Consider the following 18727-nt stretch of genomic DNA (forward strand, 5'->3'; position numbering starts at 1 on the left):
CCCTGAACCAGCCCCCCCGCCGCGCCCAGAAACTCATCGAGGAGAAACCCCGTGCACGACGACCTGACCCTGGTCGAGGGGCGCGTCCACCGCGTCCTGACCCACCGCATCCGTCCCGCCGTCCACTCCCACCGGGTGCCGATGACCCTGTCGGCCTGGCTGGTGCCGGACGAGCCGGTCCCGGCCACCGAGGCCGTCGCCGCACTGGCGGCCGGGGAGTTCGGCGGGTTCGCGATCGGGACGACGTGGGGCCGGCCGTGGTCGACGACGTGGGTGCGCGCGCAGGCCGAGGTCCCCGCGGAGTGGGCCGGTCGCCGGGTCGAGGCCCACTTCGACCTGGGTTTCGTCGGCGACTGGCCGGGCAACCAGGCCGAGGCGCTGGTCCACACCCTCGACGGTATCCCGATCAAGGGGGTCGCCCCCGACAACCAGGTCGTGCCCGTCGTCCGCGACGCGCAGGGCGGGGAGACCGTCGACTGGCTGCTCGAGATGGCCGCCAACCCCGACGTCATGGCCGACGACATGAAGCCGACCCCGCTGGGGGACAAGGCGACCGCGGGCGAGAAGCACCTCTACACGATGAAGGTCGCCGACCTCGTCGTCCTCGACGAGGAGGTGTGGATGCTGGCCGTGGACGTCGAGGTCCTCGACGACCTCATGCGCCACCTCCCCGGGAACGAACCCCGCCGCTACGAGATCGCCCGCGCCCTCGACCGCGCGCTGGACGCCCTCGACCTCGACGACGTCTCGGGCACCGCGACGGCGGCCCGGGCGCAGCTCGCGGACGTGCTGTCCTCCCCGGCCGTGCGCAGCGCCCACACGCTCTCCTCGGTCGGCCACGCCCACATCGACTCGGCCTGGCTGTGGCCGCTGCGCGAGACGAAGCGCAAGACGTCGCGCACGTTCGCCAACGTCACCGCCCTGGCGCAGGAGTACCCGGAGTTCGTCTTCGCCTGCTCCCAGGCCCAGCAGTACGCGTGGGTGAAGGAACGCTCGCCCGAGGTCTACGCCCGCATGCAGGCCGCGGCCCGCGCCGGGCAGTGGGTCCCCGTGGGGGGCATGTGGGTCGAGGCCGACGGGAACCTGCCCGGGGGCGAGGCCCTCGTCCGCCAGTTCGTCACCGGCAAGTCCTTCTTCCGCGAGGAGTTCGGCGTCGACTGCAAGGGCGTGTGGCTGCCCGACTCCTTCGGCTACTCCGGCGCCTACCCGCAGATCGCCCGCCTCGCCGGGATGGAGTGGTTCCTCACCCAGAAGATCTCCTGGAACCAGACGAACAAGTTCCCGCACCACACCTTCCGCTGGGAGGGCATCGACGGGTCGCAGATCTTCACCCACTTCCCGCCCGTCGACACCTACAACGCGATCTTCTCCGCCGAGGAGCTGACGCACGCCGTCGCGAACTACTCCGAGAAGGGCCGCGGCACCCGCTCCCTCGCGCCGTTCGGCCACGGTGACGGCGGTGGCGGTCCCACCCGCGAGATGCTGGAACGGGCCCGGCGCTTCGCCGACCTCGAGGGTTCGCCCAAGGTGAAGGTCGAGGACCCGAACCGGTTCTTCGCCGACGCCCGTGCGGAGTACCCCGACGCCCCCGTCTGGGCGGGGGAGCTCTACCTGGAGCTGCACCGGGCGACCTACACCAGCCAGGCCCGCACCAAGGCGGGGAACCGCCGCAGCGAGCACCTGCTGCGCGAGGCGGAACTCTGGGCGACGACGGCCGCGCTGAACGTCCCCGGCTACGCCTACCCCCACGCCGAGCTCGACCGGCTGTGGAAGATCGTCCTGCTGCACCAGTTCCACGACATCCTCCCGGGTTCCTCCATCGCCTGGGTGCACCGCGAGGCCGAGGCGACCTACGGGCAGGTCCGCACCGACCTCGAACGGCTCGTCACCGAGGCCGTGACCGCGCTCGGCACCGGCTCGCGGGTCCTGCTGAACACCGCCCCGCACGAGCGGACCGACGTCGTCGACGGCGCCCTCGTCCGGGTGCCGGCCTCCGCCGCCGTGGTCCTCGCCGACGCGGGCACGGACGTCGTGGTTCCCGTCACCGTGCAGGCGCAGGACGGGGTCACGACCCTGGCCAACGGCACCCTCACGGTCGTCGTCGACGCCGACGGGTTGCTGTCCTCCGTCGTCGACGAGGTCAACGACCGCGAGGTCCTGGCCCCCGGGACCCGCGGGAACCTGCTGCAGCTGCACAGCGACTTCCCGAACAACTGGGACGCGTGGGACGTCGACCAGCACTACCGCAACCGGGTCGTCGACCTCGTCGCGGCCGACGAGGTGAGCGTGGTCGAGGACTCCCCGCTGCGGGCCCGCGTCCGCGTCGTGCGCACCGTGCGGAACTCGCGCATCGTGCAGGAGTACGTGCTGAGCGCCGGGTCCGACCGCCTCGACGTGCGCACCGAGATCGACTGGCACGAGCAGGAGAAGTTCCTCAAGGCCGCGTTCCCGCTCGACCTGCACGCGGCGGTCAGCTCCTCCGAGATCCAGTTCGGCCACGTGCAGCGCTCCACGCACACCAACACCAGCTGGGACTACGCCCGGTTCGAGACGGCCATGCACCGCTGGGTCCACGTCGCCGAACCCGGCTACGGGGTCGCGGTCGCCAACGACGCCACCTACGGCCACGACACGACCCGCGCCGCTCGCGAGGACGGCGGGTCCACCACGACCGTGCGGCTCTCCCTCGTCCGCGGCCCCCGGATGCCTGACCCGCAGGCCGACCAGGGCACGCACGTCCTGTCGTACTCCCTCGTCCCGGGGGCGCGGATCGCCGACGCCGTGCGCAGCGGCTACGACCTCAACCTGCCGCTGCGCGTCGTCGACGGCCCGGCGGAACTGCCCGCCGCACCGGTCACCGTCACCGGGTCCGGCGCCACGCTGGAGGCCGTGAAGCTCGCCGAGGACGGTTCCGGCGACGTGATCGTCCGGATCTACGAGGCGTGGGGCGCCCGCGCCAAGGGGGAACTGCGGACCTCGTTCGACCTCGGCGAGGTCACCGTCGTCGACCTCCTCGAGGACCCCGCGCAGGACGGGACCGCGGCCGCGCGGGGGATCGCCTCGCTGCTCGAGGACGGGAGCGTCGGTTTCGCGCTGCGCCCGTTCGAGGTCCTCAGCCTGCGGTTGGCCCGCGCGTGAGCGACGGTCAGCCCCCGGTGTGGCTCGACCCCGAGCACGTCGGCCGCCGCCGGGAACCGCTGTCGACGCTGCGTCGCGCCGTTCCCGACGACGGTGCGACCTGCGTCGACCTCGACGGCGACTGGGAGTTCCAGCTGCGCCCGCGCCCCGACGCCGCTGCGGGGGAGCGGTGGCTGACGGCGCAGGTCCCCGGCTGCTGGACCACCGAACCCTCGCTGTGGGGTGAGGTCCCCGACCCGCCCTGGTACACCAACGACCGGATGCCGTGGCCGGACCTGCCGCCGACCCCGCCGACGGAGCACAACCCGACGGGGGTCTACCGGCGTTCCGTCGAGGTTCCCGCCGCGTGGGCCGGGCAGCGGGTGCTGCTGCACGTCGGCGCGGCGGAGAGCGTCCTGCTCGTCCGGGTCGACGGCCACGACGTCGGCAGCAGCACCGACTCCCACCTGGCCGCGGAGTTCGACGTCACCGCGTGGGCCGCGCCCGGTGCGAGCGTGCAGGTCGAACTCACCGTGGTGAAGTGGTCGGCCGCGACGTTCGTCGAGGACCAGGACCAGTGGTGGCACGGCGGCCTCACCCGCTCGGTGCGGCTGGTCACCCGCCCCCTGCTGCACCTGTCCGACGTCCGCACCGTGGCCCGGGCCGACGGTCGCCTCGACGTCGACGTCCGGGTCGGTTGCGACGAGGGACGACTCCCCGACGGGTGGCGGGCCGCCGCCCGGCTGGCGGGCTCCGAGCTCGCCTTCGACGCCGCGGCGCACGCCCGCGACCTCGACGACGAGCGGATCTCCCTGTACCGGGGCCGGGCCCGCTTCGCGGGACTCTTCCCCGGGATCGCGACGTGGACCGCGGAGACGCCCGTCCTGCACGAGCTGACCGTCGAACTGCGCGACGCCGCGGGGGCCCTCGTGGACTCCGTGGTGCAGCGGGTGGGTTTCCGGACCGTCGAGGTCATCGGGGCGGACCTGCTGGTGAACGGCCGCCGGATCTTCGTGCGCGGGATGAACCGCCACGACCGCGATCCGCTCACCGGCCGGGTCGTCACGCGCGAGCAGGTGCGCGAGGAGCTGCTGACGCTGAAGCGGTTCGGGTTCAACGCGGTCCGGACCTCGCACTACCCGAACGACCCGGTGTTCTACGACCTCACCGACGAGCTGGGGTTCTACGTCGTCGACGAGGCGAACGTCGAGTCCCACGCCTGGGCCCACGAGATCTGCGACGACCCCGCCTACCTGCCGGCGTTCACCCAGCGGGTGGCGCGCATGGTGCGCCGCGACCGGAACCACCCCAGCGTCGTCATCTGGTCGCTGGGCAACGAAAGCGACTACGGCGCCAACCACGACGCCGTCGCGGCCTGGATCCGTCGCGACGACCCGACCCGGCCCGTCCAGTACGAAGGGGCGATCAAGGACGACTGGAACGCGGGGTTCGCCGCGAGCGACATCGTCTGCCCCATGTACGCCCACATCGGGCAGATGGTCGACCACGTCACCCAGAACCCGCCGATCCGTCCCGTGATCCAGTGCGAGTACTCCCACGCGATGGGAAACTCCAACGGGTCGCTGGCGGAGTACTGGCAGGCCATCGAGTCGCTGCCCGGCCTGCAGGGCGGGTTCGTCTGGGAGTTCGCCGACCACGGCATCCTGCAGCGCAGCGCCGACGGCCTCCCGGCCGGCCGGGCCGGAGCGGGGGCGTTCGCCGACGGCGTCCCCGCCGAGGGTTTCCGCTGGGCCTCCGGCGGCGACTTCGGCGACACCCCGAACGACGGGGCCTTCTGCCTGGACGGGATGACGTTCCCGGACGGCACCGCGAAACCCGCGATGTTCGAGCACCGTGAGCTGAGTTCCCCCGTCCGGTTGTCCGTCGTGGACGGTGACGTGCGGATCCGCAACGCCCTCGACTTCTCGGGTCTGGGTCACCTGCGGGCGCAGTGGCGCCTCGACGCGACGGACGGGACTTCGCTGACGGTTCCCGCCGTCCTGCCCGACCTCGCCCCCGGGTGCAGCGCGGTCGTCGCCCTCCCCGCCGAGGTCGTCGCGGCCGGGAGCGGCGAGCGGTGGTTGCAGCTGCTGCTCAGCCAGGCCGCGGACACCCCGTGGAACCCGGCCGGGGCCGAGGTGAGCCGTCCGGCCGTGCGGTTGGCCGACGTCGTGGTGGCGCAGGAGGCCGTCTGGTCCCCGGCGTCCGTGGACGACGAGGGACGGGTCTCCTTCCCCGGTCTGCCCACCCGTCCGGAACTCACGCTGTGGCGCGACCCGACCGACAACGACGTCATCGCCGGCGACGCCGAACGGTGGATCGCCGCCGGCCTCGAGCAGACCGGGGCCGTCGTGGAGAGCGTCCGGGCGGACGGTGACGCGACCGTCGTCGTCTCCCGGCTCAAGACCGCCGTGGGCGACGTCGTGCACACCCAGCGGTTCCGGGTGGCCGGCGACGTCCTGGGCTGCGAGGACACCGTCGAGGTCCCCGAGGGCCTCGACGACCTGCCTCGCATCGGGGTCCGGCTCGCCCTCCCCGTCGCCGACGTGGCCCGCTGGTTCGGGACCGGTCCGTGGGAGACCTACCCCGACCGCTGCACCGCCCCGACCGGCTGGCACGAGCTGCCGGTGGCCGGGCTCGGCGTGCCCTACGTGCGCCCGCAGGAGAACGGTGGCCGCACCGGCGTCCGCGAACTCCACCTGGGTGGGGTGCGGTTCTCCTTCGACCAGCCGGTGCACGCCACGGTGACGGCCTCCGGCGTCACCCTCGACGTGCGTCACCGCGGTCTCGGATCGGCGTCGTGCGGTCCGAACGCGCTGCCGCAGTTCCGGATCGGTGCGGGGACGCACTCGTGGTCCTGGAGCGTGCGGGCGCGGTGAAACTGCTGCTCATCGGCCTCGACGGGATCCGGGTCGACCTCGCCCTGCCGGACGTCGTCGCCGCGGACCCGGGGTTCGCCGAACCCGACCACCCGGGCGACCCCCGGTTCGCGGCGTCCGGTCCGCCACCGGAGCTCGCCCCCGGGAACCCCGGCGCACCGGTCGCGCCGACGCTGGAGCGCCTCGCCGCCGGGGGCCGGGTGGTCCCGGTGTGGATGACCCCGCCGACGGACTCCGGTCCCGGGTGGGCGTCGTTGCTGACGGGCACGACCCACGAGGAGAACAACGTCTGGTGGAACGAGTTCGTCGGTCATCGGCTCGCCCGCTGTCCCGACCTGCTCTCCCGGGTGTTCTTCGCCGATCCGCGGGCCCGCACCCTCGCCGCGTCCACGTGGGCCGGGCTGGTCGACCCGAGCGGCCCGGGGCCGGTGGTCCACACCCGGCCCGACCAGCACGTCGGGGGCCAGCACCAGCTGTTCGCGGCCACCGACTTCGGTGACGGGTGCCGTTCCGCGGACCGGCAGGTGAGCAGCCGCGCGGCGTGGGTCCTGAACCACGAGGGACCCGACGCCGCGTTCGTGTACTTCGAGGGCGTGGACGAGGCCGGTCACCGGTACGGCTCGGCCGGGGCGGAGTACCTCGAGGCGTTGCGCGCCGTGGACGAGCACGTCCGGTTCCTCGTGAAGGCCGTCGCGGAACGGGTGGAGCAGCTGGGTGAGGACTGGCTCGTCGCCGTGACGACCGACCACGGGCACAAACCCGAGGGCGGTCACGGTGAGGACGAGACGGTCGTCCGCCGTTCGTTCCTGCTCGTCCACCGCCTCGGCGGCGCGGTGCCCGCGGTGGTGGCCGACGCCACGACGTTGGGCAGCCACGAGGTGGCGCCGCTGCTGCTGGCGGCGGTCGGGGTGGTGCCCGGGGAGTTCCGGGCCGGGCACCCGGTCGGGCAGGTGCGCGACGTCGCGTCGACCGGGCCGACGCGCGACCTGCGCTACGAGTGGTGAACGACCTCGCGCGTGACCTCGCGCGCGACCTCGACGGTGACCCCGCCGAGACCGAGCGCCTCGTTCGTCCGGGTTTCCGGGGCCACGTCCGTGATGAGGTGGTGGTAGGCGCCGACGTCGCAGACGGTCGCCGTGCCGCTGCCGGGGAACTTCGAGGAGTCGGCGAGCATGACCACCTCGTCCGCGGCGGCGATCATCGCGCGTTTCACGGGGACCTCGTCGGTGACGGTGTCCACCGAGTGGCCGCTGCGGCGGATGCCGCTCGTCCCCAGGAGCAGGACGTCGGCGCGCACCTGGCGCAGGCTCTCCTCCGTGAGGTAGCCCACCAGGGAGCGGTGGGCCGGGCGCACCGCGCCGCCGAGCAGCACGAGGTCGACGGTGGGGTCGTCGACGAGTTCGGTGAAGACGGCCAGGTTCCGGGTGATGACGGTGAGGGGACGGCCGTGCAGGTAGCGGGCCACCCGGCCCACCGTCGTCCCGATGTCGAGCAGGACGGACTGGCCGTCCTCGATGCGTGCGGCCGCGGCGCGGGCGATGGACTCCTTGTGGTCGGCCTGCCGGTCGACGAGGTCGGCGTAGACGTCGTCGCGCAGGTCGACGGGTCGTGCCCCGCCGTGGACGCGCTTCAGCAGGCCGGCGTCGTCGAGCTTCACCAGGTCCCGGCGGATGGTGGCCTCCGACAGGCCGAGGCGGTCCACCAGTTCCGACACCGTGGCCGGTCCCTGGTTGCGGACGACCTCGACGATCGCTTCGCGTCGCTCCTTCGCTTGCACGTTCGACAGAATACCTTGCGCGTTCGCGCATCTGGCAAGTACCGTTCGCGCAATCTCGTCGATGAGAGTCGCGGCAGTTGCGCGATCGCTCACGATGATCAGACGTCGAGAAGGGTCTCGCCATGCTGCTTTCCCGTCGCAACCTCCTCCTCGGTTCGGGGCTGGCGGCCCTGGGGGCCGGGTCACTGTCCGCCTGCTCCACCAGCGCCGGCAGCTCCGGCGGTGGAGGCTCCTCGAGCGGCCTCGGCATCTGGTACTGGAACGGTGGCCTGAGCGACAAGGTCGTCGAGGCGGCCAAGACCCAGTTCCCCAAGGACGACATCAAGCCCAACAAGGTCGGCGGCGACTTCAAGCAGAAGCTGCAGACCACTCTGACCGGTGGCTCCTTCATCCCGCAGGTCACCGGGGTCAAGGGCGAGGACATGCCCTTCTTCCGCTCCGTGGCCGACAAGTTCACCGACCTCAACCAGTTCGGCGCCAAGGACATCGCGTCGACGCAGCTCGCGTGGAAGTGGGCCGAGGCGCAGACCAGCGACGGCAAGCAGCTCGGCTTCCCGATCGACATCGGGCCGACCGCGACGTTCTACCGCGCTGACATCCTCGAACAGGCCGGCCTGACGTCCGACCCCACGGCCGTCGCCGCCGCCACCTCCACCTGGGACGACTTCTACGCCTTCGGCCAGGAGCTGCACGGCAAGGTCCCGGCCAGCTTCCCGGTCCCCTCCCTCGCGACGGTCTTCCAGATCATCGTCGGCCAGCTGTCCGACCGATTCGTCAGCAAGGACAACGCCTTCACCGGCGGCAGCGACGAGATGAAGCAGGCCTGGGACACCACGGTCAAGGCGCAGGCGCTGGGCATCAACGCCAACGCCGCGCAGAACCTCGGCCCCGGCCTGGCCTCCGGCCTCATCGCCATGGACCTCGGCGCCGCCTGGCACGCGCTCGACATCTCCGACGCCGCCCCCGAGACCAAGGGCAACTGGCGGGTGGCCAACAACCCCGTCAAGCCGACGAACTTCGGTGGCTCGTTCCTGACGATCCCGGCGGCGACGAAGGACAAGCAGGCCGCCTTCGACGTCATCAAGTGGATCCTCGGCACCGACAACCAGGGCCAGGCCTTCACCGACGCCACCATCTTCCCCGCCGACCCCGCGGCGTGGAAGCTGCCCGCGCTCACCGGCGGTGACGAGTTCTTCGGCGGCCAGAAGACCATCGACATCTTCGGCCCCGCCGGCGAGAAGGTCCCCGCGCAGTACGTCGCGGCGTCCGACTCCGCCGTCTCGGCCGCGTACTACAACGAGCTGACGAACGTCGAGGCCAACGGCAAGAACGCGGACCAGGCCTGGACCGACGCCGTCGCGGCCGCGAAGGACATCGCGTCGCGCCAGGGCGTGAAGTGAGCTCGGCCAGCCTCGACCGAGGCTTCCGGCGCAGTCGGTCGCGACCCCCGGGTCAGAAGCCGGCCGTGACCGGCGCCAAGAGGAACCCCCTGCGGTTCTGGCCGCAGTACGTGGCCGTCAGTCCGTTCTTCCTGCTCTTCACGGCGTTCGGTCTGTTCCCCCTGGCGTTCTCGGCGTGGCTGGCCTTCCACCGGTGGGACGGGATCAACCCGGTCACGTTCGCCGGGTTCGACCAGTTCCGGTTCCTGCTGGCGGACGCGACGTTCCGCAAGGCCGTCGTCAACACGATCATCATCTGGATCATGGCCACGGTACCCATGCTCTTCATGGCGCTCGGGCTGGCGTCGATGCTGAACTCGGTCAAGCGGTTCAAGACCCTCTACCAGGTCGTCCTCTTCCTGCCGAGCGTCACCTCCATCGTCGCGGTCGTGATCTTCTTCAAGGCGATCTTCGACAACCAGGTCGGCGTCGTGAACCAGGTGCTCGGCGCGATCGGTCTGCCGGCGGTCGAGTGGCTCAACGGGTACTGGACGATCAAGATCGTCCTGGCCGTCATCATGACCTGGCAGTGGGTCGGGTACAACGCGATCATCTACTACGCCGGTCTGCAGGCCATCTCGGGTGAGGTGTACGAGGCGGCCAAGCTCGACGGCGCCGGGGTGCTGCGCACCTTCTGGTCCATCACCGTCCCGCTGCTGCGGCCGGTCATCATCTTCACCGTCGTCGTCTCGACGATCGGCGGGATGCAGACCTTCGCCGAACCCCAGGTCCTCTTCGGGTCCAACGCCTCGATCAACCCCAACAGCGGCGGACCTGGTCAGGCCGGTCTCACGATGGTCCTGTACTTCTACCAACAGGCCTTCAACAACAACAACTACGGCTACGGCGCAGCCATCGCCTACGCGGTGTTCGCCGTCGTCGCCGTGTTCGCCCTCATCAACTGGCGGATCACCGCCCGTGCGGAGAAGTGACGGAGATGGCTGCTCACGACACGGCGACGCTGGACCGGAAGAGCCCGTCCCGCCGCACCACGGTCCCGAAGAACAAGGGCGTCCGCAGCGCCGGCAAGTGGGCGCACCTGCCACTGGTCCTCGCCACGCTGCTGCTGCTCTTCCCGTTCTACTGGACCGTGGTCATGGCCACGAACACGAACGCCGACTACTACGCCACTCCGCCCAAGGTGGTCCCCGGCACGCACCTGCTGGAGAACATCGGCTCGGTGCTGACGAGCATCAACTTCTTCGGGTCGATGGCCAACACCGCCATCGTCGCCGTCTCGGTCACGCTGCTCGTGCTCTTCTTCGACTCCCTCGCGGCCTTCGCCTTCGCCAAGTACGACTTCCCGGCGAAGAAGTTCCTCTTCGGGCTCATGCTCGCGTTCTTCATGGTCCCGGCCCAGCTGTCGACCGTTCCGCAGTTCATCACCATGATCCAACTGGGCTGGGTGGGCACGCTGCAGGCGCTCATCATCCCGGCCGCGGCCAACGCCTTCGGCATCTTCTGGATGCGCCAGTACATCTCGACCTCGATCCCGGACGAGATCCTGGACGCCGCCGTCGTGGACGGGTGCGGGTTCTTCCGCCAGTACCTCTTCGTGGTCCTGCCGGTCATCCGACCGGGCCTGGCCTTCCTCGGCATCTACACGTTCGTCCAGGCGTGGAACGACTACGTGTGGCCGCTCATCGTCCTCATCAACCCGGACATGCTGACGCTGCAGGTGGCGCTGTCGCAGCTCAACGCGACCCGCAGCACGGACTACGCGGTCGTCATGGCCGGGGCGGTGCTGGCGATCATCCCGCTCGTCGTCGTGTTCCTCGCCTTCTCCAAGCAGTTCGTCGCCGACTCCGTCAAGGGTGCGGTGCGCTGATGGCGGCAGCCGTCCTGCGGGCCGCCCGGCCCGAGGACCGGGACGAGGCCGAGGCCCTGGCGGGCGCGGCGTTCTCCGCCGACCCACCCCGACCCGGGCCCGAGGTGGCGGGAACCTCGGAGGTGCTCCGTCGCGTCGCCGAGGACCCGGCCGACGGCCGGTTGCTCGCCACCTCGACGGCCCGGCTCTGCGGGCAGTGGTGGGGAGGGCGCCGGGTTCCCGCCGTCGCCCTGGGCGGGGTCGCGGTGGACCTCACCGCACGGGGCCGGGGTGTCGGTCGCGCCCTGCTGACCGACACCTTCGACGCGGCCCAGGCGGCGGGGGCGTCGCTGGTCGCGCTCATCCCCTCCACCCACGAGTTCTACCGGAAGGCCGGCTGCGGGATCGCCGGTCGCCGGTCGGTCTACGCCATCGACACCCACGAACTGCGCACCCTGCCCCGCCCGGCCGACACACCGGTCTACCGCCGGGCGACGTCCGACGACGTTCCGGCCGTCGCCGCGCTCGTGGCGGCGCACGCGGCCCGCACCAACGGCGTGCTCGACCACGACGCGTCCACCGGGTCCGCCGTGCAGTACGTCGCCGTCCGCGACGACGTGGTGGTCGGCTGGTGCGCGCTCGGGCGGCGAGCCTCCGAACGCGGGAACTACACCGTCACCGTGCTCGACCTGGTCGGCGCGGACCCCGCCACCGAACTCGCCCTCTGGCGCGACCTGGTCGCCGACGAACCCAGTGCCCGCCAGGTCCACGCCCTGCTCCCGGCGGGCAGCCTGCTGGAGAACCACCTGCCCCGCCAGACCGAACCCGTCGAGGACGCGACCTGGATGCTGGGTCTGCTCGACGTCCCCGCCGCGCTGGCGGGTCGCGGCTACCCGCGCGGGGTGCGGACCCGGCTGACCCTGGACGTCGGTTCCGACGTCTGGAGCCTCGACGTCGCCGACAGTTCCGCCCGGGTGGCGGCGGGCGCGCAGGCGGGCCCCCGGGTCCGTCTCGGCCTCGCCGACCTCGCCTCCGTCTACGCCGGCCACCTCGACCCGCTGAGCGCCCACCACGCAGGTCTCCTCGAGGGGGACGAGGCCGCCGTGGAGTCGTTGCGCACGCTGTTCGCCGGTCCGCCGGCCGTCCTCGCCCGACCCTTCTGAACCGCTGGAGAGACCCGTGACACTGCGCTGGGGAGTCCTCGGACTCGGCACCATCGCCCGGGCGGTCCACCTGCCGCTCATCGCCCGCCTGCCCGGGCACGAACTCGTCGCGCTCGCCGACCTCGACCCGGACCGCAGCGCGGAACTCGCCGCCCGGTACGGAGCCCGTGCGCTGGACGCCGCCGGGTTGTTCGCGGCCGACGACGTCGACGCGGTCCTCGTCGCCACCCCCGGGCGGCACGCCGCGCACGCGGTGACGGCGCTGCGCGCCGGGAAGCACGTGCTCGCCGAGAAACCCTTCGCCCTCTCCGCCGACGAGGCCGAGGAGGCCGCCGAGGTCGCGGCGGCGACGGGGTTGGTGCTGCAGGTCGGGTACATGAAGGTGCACGACCGCGCCGTGACGACGGCGGTGGAGGCCCTGCCGGAGATCGGGGACGTGCGCCTCGTCCAGATCAGCGTGCGCCACCCCGTCGACGGCCCTCAGGTGGACCACCTCCGACTCAGCGCACCCGGCCCGCTGCCCGCGGGTGCCGCGGAACTCATCGCGGCCGACGACGTCGCCGAGAACCGTGCGCTGGACGTCTCCGTCGGGGCGGACGCCTCGCCCGCCGTGCGTCGGTTGTTCCGCTCGGTGCTGTGCGGTTCCGTGGTCCACGAGTTCTCGCTGCTGCGCTCCCTGGGTTTCGGTCTGCCGACGTTCGACCACGCCGACCTGCTGGCCTGGGAGGGCGGTGCCCCGCCCACGGTGTTCGCGACCGGCAGGTTGGAGAACGGCGCCCGGTTCGTCCTGGACTGGGCGTGGACCCCCGACCGCCCGGACTACCGCGAGACCGTCCGCATCACCGGTTCCGCCGGCGACGTGGAGATTGGGGTGGCGCCGCCGTACCGCCTCGACGCGACGTCCACCGTCACCGTGGTCTCCCCGCACGGTGAACGTCGCCCGGTGCTGGCGGCCGACGGGGCGTTCCAGCGCCAGCTCGAATCCTTCGCCGACGCTGTCGGGGGTGGAACCCCGCACCCCCACGCGGGGGTGGAGGGCGCGCTCGCCGACCTGCGGTCGATGCAGCAGCTCCTGGCGGTCCTCCCGTGACCCCGTGGATCGCCAGTGCCCCGGTGAGCTTCGGGGTCTGGGGGCCGCACGTCGGCCCGGCCGACGGGGACGGGAACGACCTGCTGGCCGCCATGGCCGCGGCCGGGTACCGGGGGAGTGAACTCGGCCCGACGGGCTACCTCGGCGACCCCGACCGGACCGCCGACCTCTTCGCCGCGCACGGGCTCGTCCCGGCCGGCGTCTACGTCGGCCTGGAACTCGCCGCGGGACGGTGGAACGAGGAGGCGCGGAAGGGTTTCCACCTCGCCTGCGCCACCCTGCGGGCGACGGTGGACCGGAGTTCCGCCCCCGGCGCGCCCCCGGCGCCGATCGTCCTCGCCGACGACGGCGCGCCCGGTCTCGACGCGCCGCGGAACCCCGCCGACCGGTCCTCCGGACTGGACGACACCGCCTGGGCGGCAGCGGTCCGCGTCCTCGCCGAGGCCGCCGCGATCTGCGCCGACCACGGCCTGCCGACGACGTTCCACCCGCACCTGGGGACCTTCGTGGAATCGGGGTGGGAGGTCGAGCGCCTGCTCGCGACGACGGACCTCACCGTCGTCCTCGACACCGGTCACGCCCTGCTGGCCGGCACCGACCCGGTGGCGGCGGTGACGGCGTGGGGTTCCCGCGTCGACCACGTCCACCTCAAGGACGTCCGCCTCGAGCCCCTGCGCCGGGCACGCGTCGCGGGGCCCGCCCCGTTGCGGTCGTGGTGGTCGGAGGCGAACGTGGTGTTCGGGCAGGGCGACGTGGACCTGCCCGGCGTCGTGACGGCCCTGCAGCGCAGGAACTACGCGGGGTGGCTCGTGGTGGAGCAGGACGTCGCCCCGCACGGCGGGCCGCAGCTCGAGGAGTTCTGCGACGACCAGCAGCACAACCTCGACACGCTGACGGCGATGGTGTCGCAGGACGACCGGTGACCCGGGCGGCGCACGAGTTCCTGCTCGTCGACGCCCTCGCGAAGGTGTTCCCCGACGAGAGACCACGGGAACTCCTGTCGTCCGAACCCCTGACGGTGTACGCGGGGGAGACGGCGTCGTTCCAGGTCGCCTGGCGGGCACCGTCCACCCGGGACCTCAGCGACCTGCCGCGGCTCGTCCTCCGGGTCGACGCCGGGCCGGGTTCCCGGGTGGCCCTGCACCGGGTCGGTCTCGTCCCGGTGCTGCTCGCGGCCTACGAGGGGGCGGACGAGCACTACCTGCGCACGACCCCGGGGCTCTACCCGGACCCCTTGCACCCGCTGGGTCCCGGAGAACCCGTGGCCTCCGCCGTCGACACCTGGTCGGCCTGGTGGGTCGACGTCGTCGTCGAGGACCCCGAACGGGCCGGCCCACGCACGGTCGGGGTGGTGGTCTCGACCGAGGACGGCGTCGAGCTGTTCGCCGCCGAGGTCGGGCTCCGGGTCCACGCCGCGGTGCTGCCGGACGTCGACATCACGATCGCCCACTGGCTGCACGCCGACGCCCTGGTCGACCGCTACGCCGTGGTGCCCTTCGGGGAACGGCACTGGGAACTCCTGGACCACCACCTCGTGTCCCTGCGGGCGATGGGCGGGAACACGCTGCTCACGCCGCTGTGGACGCCGCCGCTGGACACCGCCCCCGGCGGGCGGCGCACGTCGACGCAACTGGTGCGAGTCACCCTCCGGGACGGGAGCTGGTCCTTCGGGTTCGAGGACCTCGACCGCTGGGCGGCGACGGCGCTCCGGCGGGGTTTCACGACGCTGGAGATGCCGCACCTGTTCACCCAGTGGGGTGCGAAGGCGACCCCGTCGGTGACCGCCGGGACCGACGCGGGAACCCGGGAGGTCTTCGGCTGGCACGTCCCCGCGACCGACCCGAGCTACCGGGAGTTCCTCGGTCAGCTGGTCCCGCGCCTGCGCGCGCACCTGGGAACCCGGTGGCCGGAGCTGCGGACGGTCTGGCACGTGAGCGACGAACCCGGCGCGGACTCCCTGCCGGACTACACCGCGGCCCGGGCCGTGGTGGGGAACCTGCTCGACGGCGCCCGCGTCGTCGACGCCCTCAGCGACCGGCGGTTCCTGACCGCGGGCGCGGTCGACGTCCCCGTCGTGGCGACCGACGCCGTCGGGCCGTTCGCGGCCGCCGGGGACGAGTTCTGGGTCTACCACTGCAACGCCCAGGACCGGGGCGTCTCGAACCGCTTCATCGCCCAGCCGAGCTGGCGCACCCGCGCCATCGGGCAGCAGCTCTTCGCCTCCGGTGCGACGGGTTTCCTGCACTGGGGTTTCAACTTCTGGAACAGCCAGTTGTCGACGCGGACCGTCGACCCGTGGCAGGATCCGAGTTCCGGCGGGGCGTTCCCCGCGGGCGACGCCTTCGTCGTCTACCCCGGAGCGGACGGCCGCCCCGTGGAGTCGTTGCGGCACCGCGCGCTGCGGCAGGCGGTCGATGACCACCGGGCCCTGCAACTGCTGGGCGCACGGGTCGGTGCGGGCGAGGCCGCCAGGATCGCCGGGGGCGGAACGGCGATCGCCTTCGACGACCTCCGGCCGGGTCCCGCGTTCTGGACCGCCTCCCGCCGGGAGGTGGACCGCCTCGCCCTCGGCGGCAGCGTCACCCGGCGGTGAGGGTGCCGTCGGTCCCGGCCACCACGTCCGCCCGGTACACGATCGGGCCGCACCCGTTCCCGTTGACGTCGACGCGGTGCAACGTCGCCGTGCCGGTGGCGTCGAACACGACGGAACCGACGGCGTCCGCGACCCGGAGGCTGACGTCGACCGTCCCCTCCTTGGTCAGCGTCTCGTCGTCGACGCCGACGAAGCCGCTCCCCACCCCGACCTGCGCTTCGGTGCAGACCTCGCCGACGCACGCGCGTACCGACGTCGGGTCGGTGAGGGGCAGCCCGTTCAGGTCGAAGGCCACCCCGGAGGAACCGCCCATCAGGGTGCAGGCGCGGCCTTCTGACGTCGAGCAGCCGGTGAGGCAGCCCACCAGCGCGACCACCGCGAGGAGCTTCCTCACCGGGAGACCTCGAGCACGGGACGGGTGCCGGGAGCCGCCGCCGAACCCGCGGGAACGTCGACGCCCGCGCAGCGGGCCGCGGCAGCCGCCCCGTCCGCCCCCAGCACGTGCCGGACGTCCTGCAGGGGCCGACCCCAGACCTCGACCCGGTCACCGACCCCGATCCGGGTCCCGTCGGCCAGCACCACCTGCTGCGCGGTGACGTCCCAGGTCGAACCCGCCGGCCAGACCAGCAACGCCTCGTCCAGCACGAGGCACCCGGCGTCCAGGCCGACGACTCCCGTGCGCCCCCAGGCGTCCCGGTCCTCCTCCGGCTCGGCGGCGACGGTGATGACGGGCGCGGCGAAGTTCCCGCTGAGCGAGTCGATCCGCCACCGGCCGCGGTCGTCGCGGACGACGACGAACGACCCGGCCCAGGGGCCGGTGCCGGTGGTCCAGGAGACTCCGACGGTCACCGTCTCCTGCCACCCGTCGAGCCTGGTCGTGGGTTCCGGGACGTCGACGGCGATGTTCGTGGCCTGCAGTTCCTCGGCCGTGACGTCGATCCGGGCGCCGTACCCGGGCACCCAGTAGTCGTCGTAGGCGCGGGCGCCGTCTCCCACCAGCTGGGCGGACAGGAACCTGCGCACGATCTCGTCGGGACCGGGAGCGGCCGCCGCCGAGGTGCCGATCGCGGTGCTGTCCCGGGTGCGGGTCCACGGCCAGTCGACGTCGACGGTCGCCGCCGGGACGGCCAACCCCAGGACGACGGCGAGTCCGGCCGTGACGGTGAGGACACGCCTGCGCTGCCGGCGCCGCCGACCGCGGAGCTTGACGGTCGCCAGGTCGAGCGTGCTGGGTGGGGCGGGACGGGTTTCCAGGGCGGTGCGCAGACTGGTGACCAACGGGTCGCTGCTCATCGTCGGGCTCCATCCGTCGGGGGGACGAGGTGCTGTTCGAGGAACCGCCGCGCGTGGTGCGCCTGGCTCTTCACCGTGCCCTCGCTGCACTCGAGGAGGTGGGCCACCTCGGCGACCGGCAGGTCCTCCAGGAACCGGAGGACGGCGACGGCGCGTTGCCGGACGGGTAGACGTCCCAGCAGGTCGAGGGCGTCGAGCCGGCTCGCGCTGCCGTCGGTCTCGTCCGCGAGCACGGGAACCGGGAGGGACTCGTCGGGGACCGAGGACTCGCGCCGGCGCCACGCGCGACGGTTCTCCGAGACCAACCGGTGGATCAACGTGGTCCGTGCGTAGGCGTACTCCTCGCCGTCGCGTCGGACCCGTGGCCAGGCCGCGTAGACGCGTTCCATCGTGTCCTGCACGACGTCGTCGCTGTGGTGCCAGTCGTGGCACCAGGCGTAGGCCAGCCGACGCAACCGGGGCATGGCGTCGACGGCGAACACGTCGAACGTCCTGTCGGAGCTCACGCGAGCACCACCCCCTCACCAGCACCTACGCGCCGGCCCGCTCCTGAGGTTGCACGCCCGCCCGGAACTCCGTGCGGTAGCGCCCGGGGGTCCGGCCGTGGGCCCGGGTGAACGCCCGGGTGAACGCGGGCACCGAGAGGTAGCCGACGGCGGGCGCGATGACCTCGATCGGGTCGAGCGTCTGACGCAGCCGGGCCGCGGCGAGGTCCATCCGCCACGTCGTCAGGTAGGCGGCGGGAGTCGTGCCGATGACCGCCGGGAACCGTCGGGCCAGCGTCGCCCGGGACACGGAGATCGCCGCGGCCAGCGACGACGTCGTCCACGCCCGGGCCGGGTCGGCGTGCAGCTCCTCCACCGCCGGCCCGACGACCGGGTCGCCCGCCATCGCGAGCCAGGTCCCGGCGCAGGCGGCGGGCCGGTCCGCCGTCCAGGCCCGGAACAACTGGACCAGCACGATGTCGACCAGGCTGTTGAGCACGGCCGTCGTCGCGACCTGCGGGGTGGCCAGCTCGTTGCCGAGCATGCGGACGGTGTCGTCCAGACAGGTCCCCGCCGTGGCCGCGACGTGCACGACGTCGGGGAGGCCGGTGAGGACCTGGGTGAGGACCGTCCGGTCGCAGACGTAGGCGAGGGAGACGATCCGCGTGGTGACCGGGCCCGAGCCCAGGGCGATGACCTCGCCCGCCAGGCTGGCGCGGGCGGTCGCCGTGCGGTCGCACCGGGTCCCCCGCGTTCCCGGCGCGTCGCCGAGGGTGTGCGGGATCCCGGCACCGACCAGGACGACGTCACCGGTGGACAGTTCCAGGGGGTCGCGTCCCAGCGCGGTCAGCCACGCGGTGCCGGCGGTGACGACGTGCAGGGCGGCGCCGTCGGGGACGTCGGCGAAGGCCGTCGCCCAGTTCCCGCCGGCCTCGACGCGCGCCCCGAGGGTGCCGCGGACGCCGGAGATCGAGAGCACGTCGCTGAGAGGGTCCACCCGGGAAGGGTAGCCGTCCGGATGAGGCAGACGGGCAAGGATCCGAGGCGATCAGGCATCGATCGGCGCATCCGACGCCCCTACGGT

15 protein-coding genes are annotated in these 18727 nt (G+C 72.6%); 10 read left to right on the plus strand and 5 right to left on the minus strand.

The genetic code is table 11. The features are described 5' to 3' along the window. Positions 1-51: 51 nt before the first annotated feature. Genes ACFQ46_RS04505 through ACFQ46_RS04515 form a run of 3 tightly spaced genes read left to right on the plus strand, consistent with a single transcriptional unit; the run spans position 52 to position 7000 of the window. On the plus strand, positions 52-3138 hold the full coding sequence (locus ACFQ46_RS04505) for an alpha-mannosidase (RefSeq protein ID WP_380257607.1): 3087 nt from the start codon (positions 52-54) through the stop codon (positions 3136-3138). Next, positions 3135-5996, plus strand: coding sequence for a glycoside hydrolase family 2 TIM barrel-domain containing protein (locus tag ACFQ46_RS04510; RefSeq protein ID WP_380257609.1), 2862 nt, complete (start codon positions 3135-3137; stop codon positions 5994-5996). Before ACFQ46_RS04505 ends, ACFQ46_RS04510 begins: the two co-directional genes overlap by 4 nt. Next, entirely contained in the window at positions 5993-7000 is a 1008-nt protein-coding gene (locus ACFQ46_RS04515; RefSeq protein ID WP_380258425.1) for an alkaline phosphatase family protein, read from the plus strand. Before ACFQ46_RS04510 ends, ACFQ46_RS04515 begins: the two co-directional genes overlap by 4 nt. On the opposite strand, the gene ACFQ46_RS04520 is transcribed toward ACFQ46_RS04515, so the two are convergent. Beyond that, the gene (locus ACFQ46_RS04520) at positions 6988-7773 is read right to left on the minus strand and encodes a DeoR/GlpR family DNA-binding transcription regulator (RefSeq protein WP_380257611.1); all 786 of its coding nucleotides are present in this window, start codon (positions 7771-7773) and stop codon (positions 6988-6990) included. The two genes, ACFQ46_RS04515 and ACFQ46_RS04520, sit on opposite strands and share 13 nt — an antisense overlap. A 122-nt stretch (positions 7774-7895) precedes the next feature. Between ACFQ46_RS04520 and ACFQ46_RS04525 the strand changes: the two genes are divergently transcribed. From ACFQ46_RS04525 to ACFQ46_RS04555, 7 genes are all read left to right on the plus strand, one after another. Continuing rightward, a complete protein-coding gene (locus ACFQ46_RS04525) occupies positions 7896-9173 on the plus strand; it encodes a carbohydrate ABC transporter substrate-binding protein (protein ID WP_380257613.1) in 1278 nt (425 codons plus the stop codon). A gap of 65 nt (positions 9174-9238) precedes the next feature. Next, positions 9239-10144 carry a carbohydrate ABC transporter permease gene (locus ACFQ46_RS04530; RefSeq protein ID WP_380257615.1) on the plus strand — a complete coding sequence of 302 codons (906 nt, stop codon included), beginning with the start codon at positions 9239-9241 and terminating at the stop codon, positions 10142-10144. A 5-nt stretch (positions 10145-10149) separates the two neighbouring features. Next, entirely contained in the window at positions 10150-11040 is an 891-nt protein-coding gene (locus ACFQ46_RS04535) for a carbohydrate ABC transporter permease (protein WP_380257617.1), read from the plus strand. Beyond that, on the plus strand, positions 11040-12182 hold the full coding sequence (gene eis / locus ACFQ46_RS04540; RefSeq protein ID WP_380257619.1) for an enhanced intracellular survival protein Eis: 1143 nt from the start codon (positions 11040-11042) through the stop codon (positions 12180-12182). Before ACFQ46_RS04535 ends, eis begins: the two co-directional genes overlap by 1 nt. A 16-nt stretch (positions 12183-12198) precedes the next feature. Continuing rightward, entirely contained in the window at positions 12199-13272 is a 1074-nt protein-coding gene (locus ACFQ46_RS04545; RefSeq protein ID WP_380257621.1) for a Gfo/Idh/MocA family protein, read from the plus strand. Continuing rightward, entirely contained in the window at positions 13269-14195 is a 927-nt protein-coding gene (locus ACFQ46_RS04550) for a TIM barrel protein (RefSeq protein WP_380257623.1), read from the plus strand. The genes ACFQ46_RS04545 and ACFQ46_RS04550 overlap by 4 nt, the downstream gene beginning before the upstream one ends. Next, positions 14192-15865, plus strand: a complete 1674-nt coding sequence (locus ACFQ46_RS04555; RefSeq protein WP_380257625.1) for a glycoside hydrolase domain-containing protein — start codon at positions 14192-14194, stop codon at positions 15863-15865. Before ACFQ46_RS04550 ends, ACFQ46_RS04555 begins: the two co-directional genes overlap by 4 nt. Here the strand turns inward: ACFQ46_RS04555 and ACFQ46_RS04560 are convergent. From ACFQ46_RS04560 to ACFQ46_RS04575, 4 genes are read right to left on the minus strand one after another with little or no spacing between them, the layout of a single operon-like run. Beyond that, a complete protein-coding gene (locus ACFQ46_RS04560) occupies positions 15852-16259 on the minus strand; it encodes a hypothetical protein (protein WP_380257627.1) in 408 nt (135 codons plus the stop codon). The two genes, ACFQ46_RS04555 and ACFQ46_RS04560, sit on opposite strands and share 14 nt — an antisense overlap. Continuing rightward, positions 16256-17158: a hypothetical protein gene (locus ACFQ46_RS04565; protein ID WP_380257629.1), complete on the minus strand. Its 903-nt coding sequence runs from the start codon at positions 17156-17158 to the stop codon at positions 16256-16258. The genes ACFQ46_RS04560 and ACFQ46_RS04565 overlap by 4 nt, the downstream gene beginning before the upstream one ends. Continuing rightward, entirely contained in the window at positions 17155-17664 is a 510-nt protein-coding gene (locus ACFQ46_RS04570; RefSeq protein ID WP_380257631.1) for an RNA polymerase sigma factor, read from the minus strand. Before ACFQ46_RS04570 ends, ACFQ46_RS04565 begins: the two co-directional genes overlap by 4 nt. Before the next feature lie 25 nt (positions 17665-17689). Further along, complete coding sequence (locus ACFQ46_RS04575) at positions 17690-18640, minus strand: AraC family transcriptional regulator (protein ID WP_380257633.1); 951 nt, start codon at positions 18638-18640, stop codon at positions 17690-17692. Positions 18641-18727: the final 87 nt, after the last annotated feature.

Source organism: Kineococcus sp. GCM10028916, from assembly GCF_042674865.1.
Taxonomy (GTDB): Bacteria; Actinomycetota; Actinomycetes; order Actinomycetales; family Kineococcaceae; genus Kineococcus.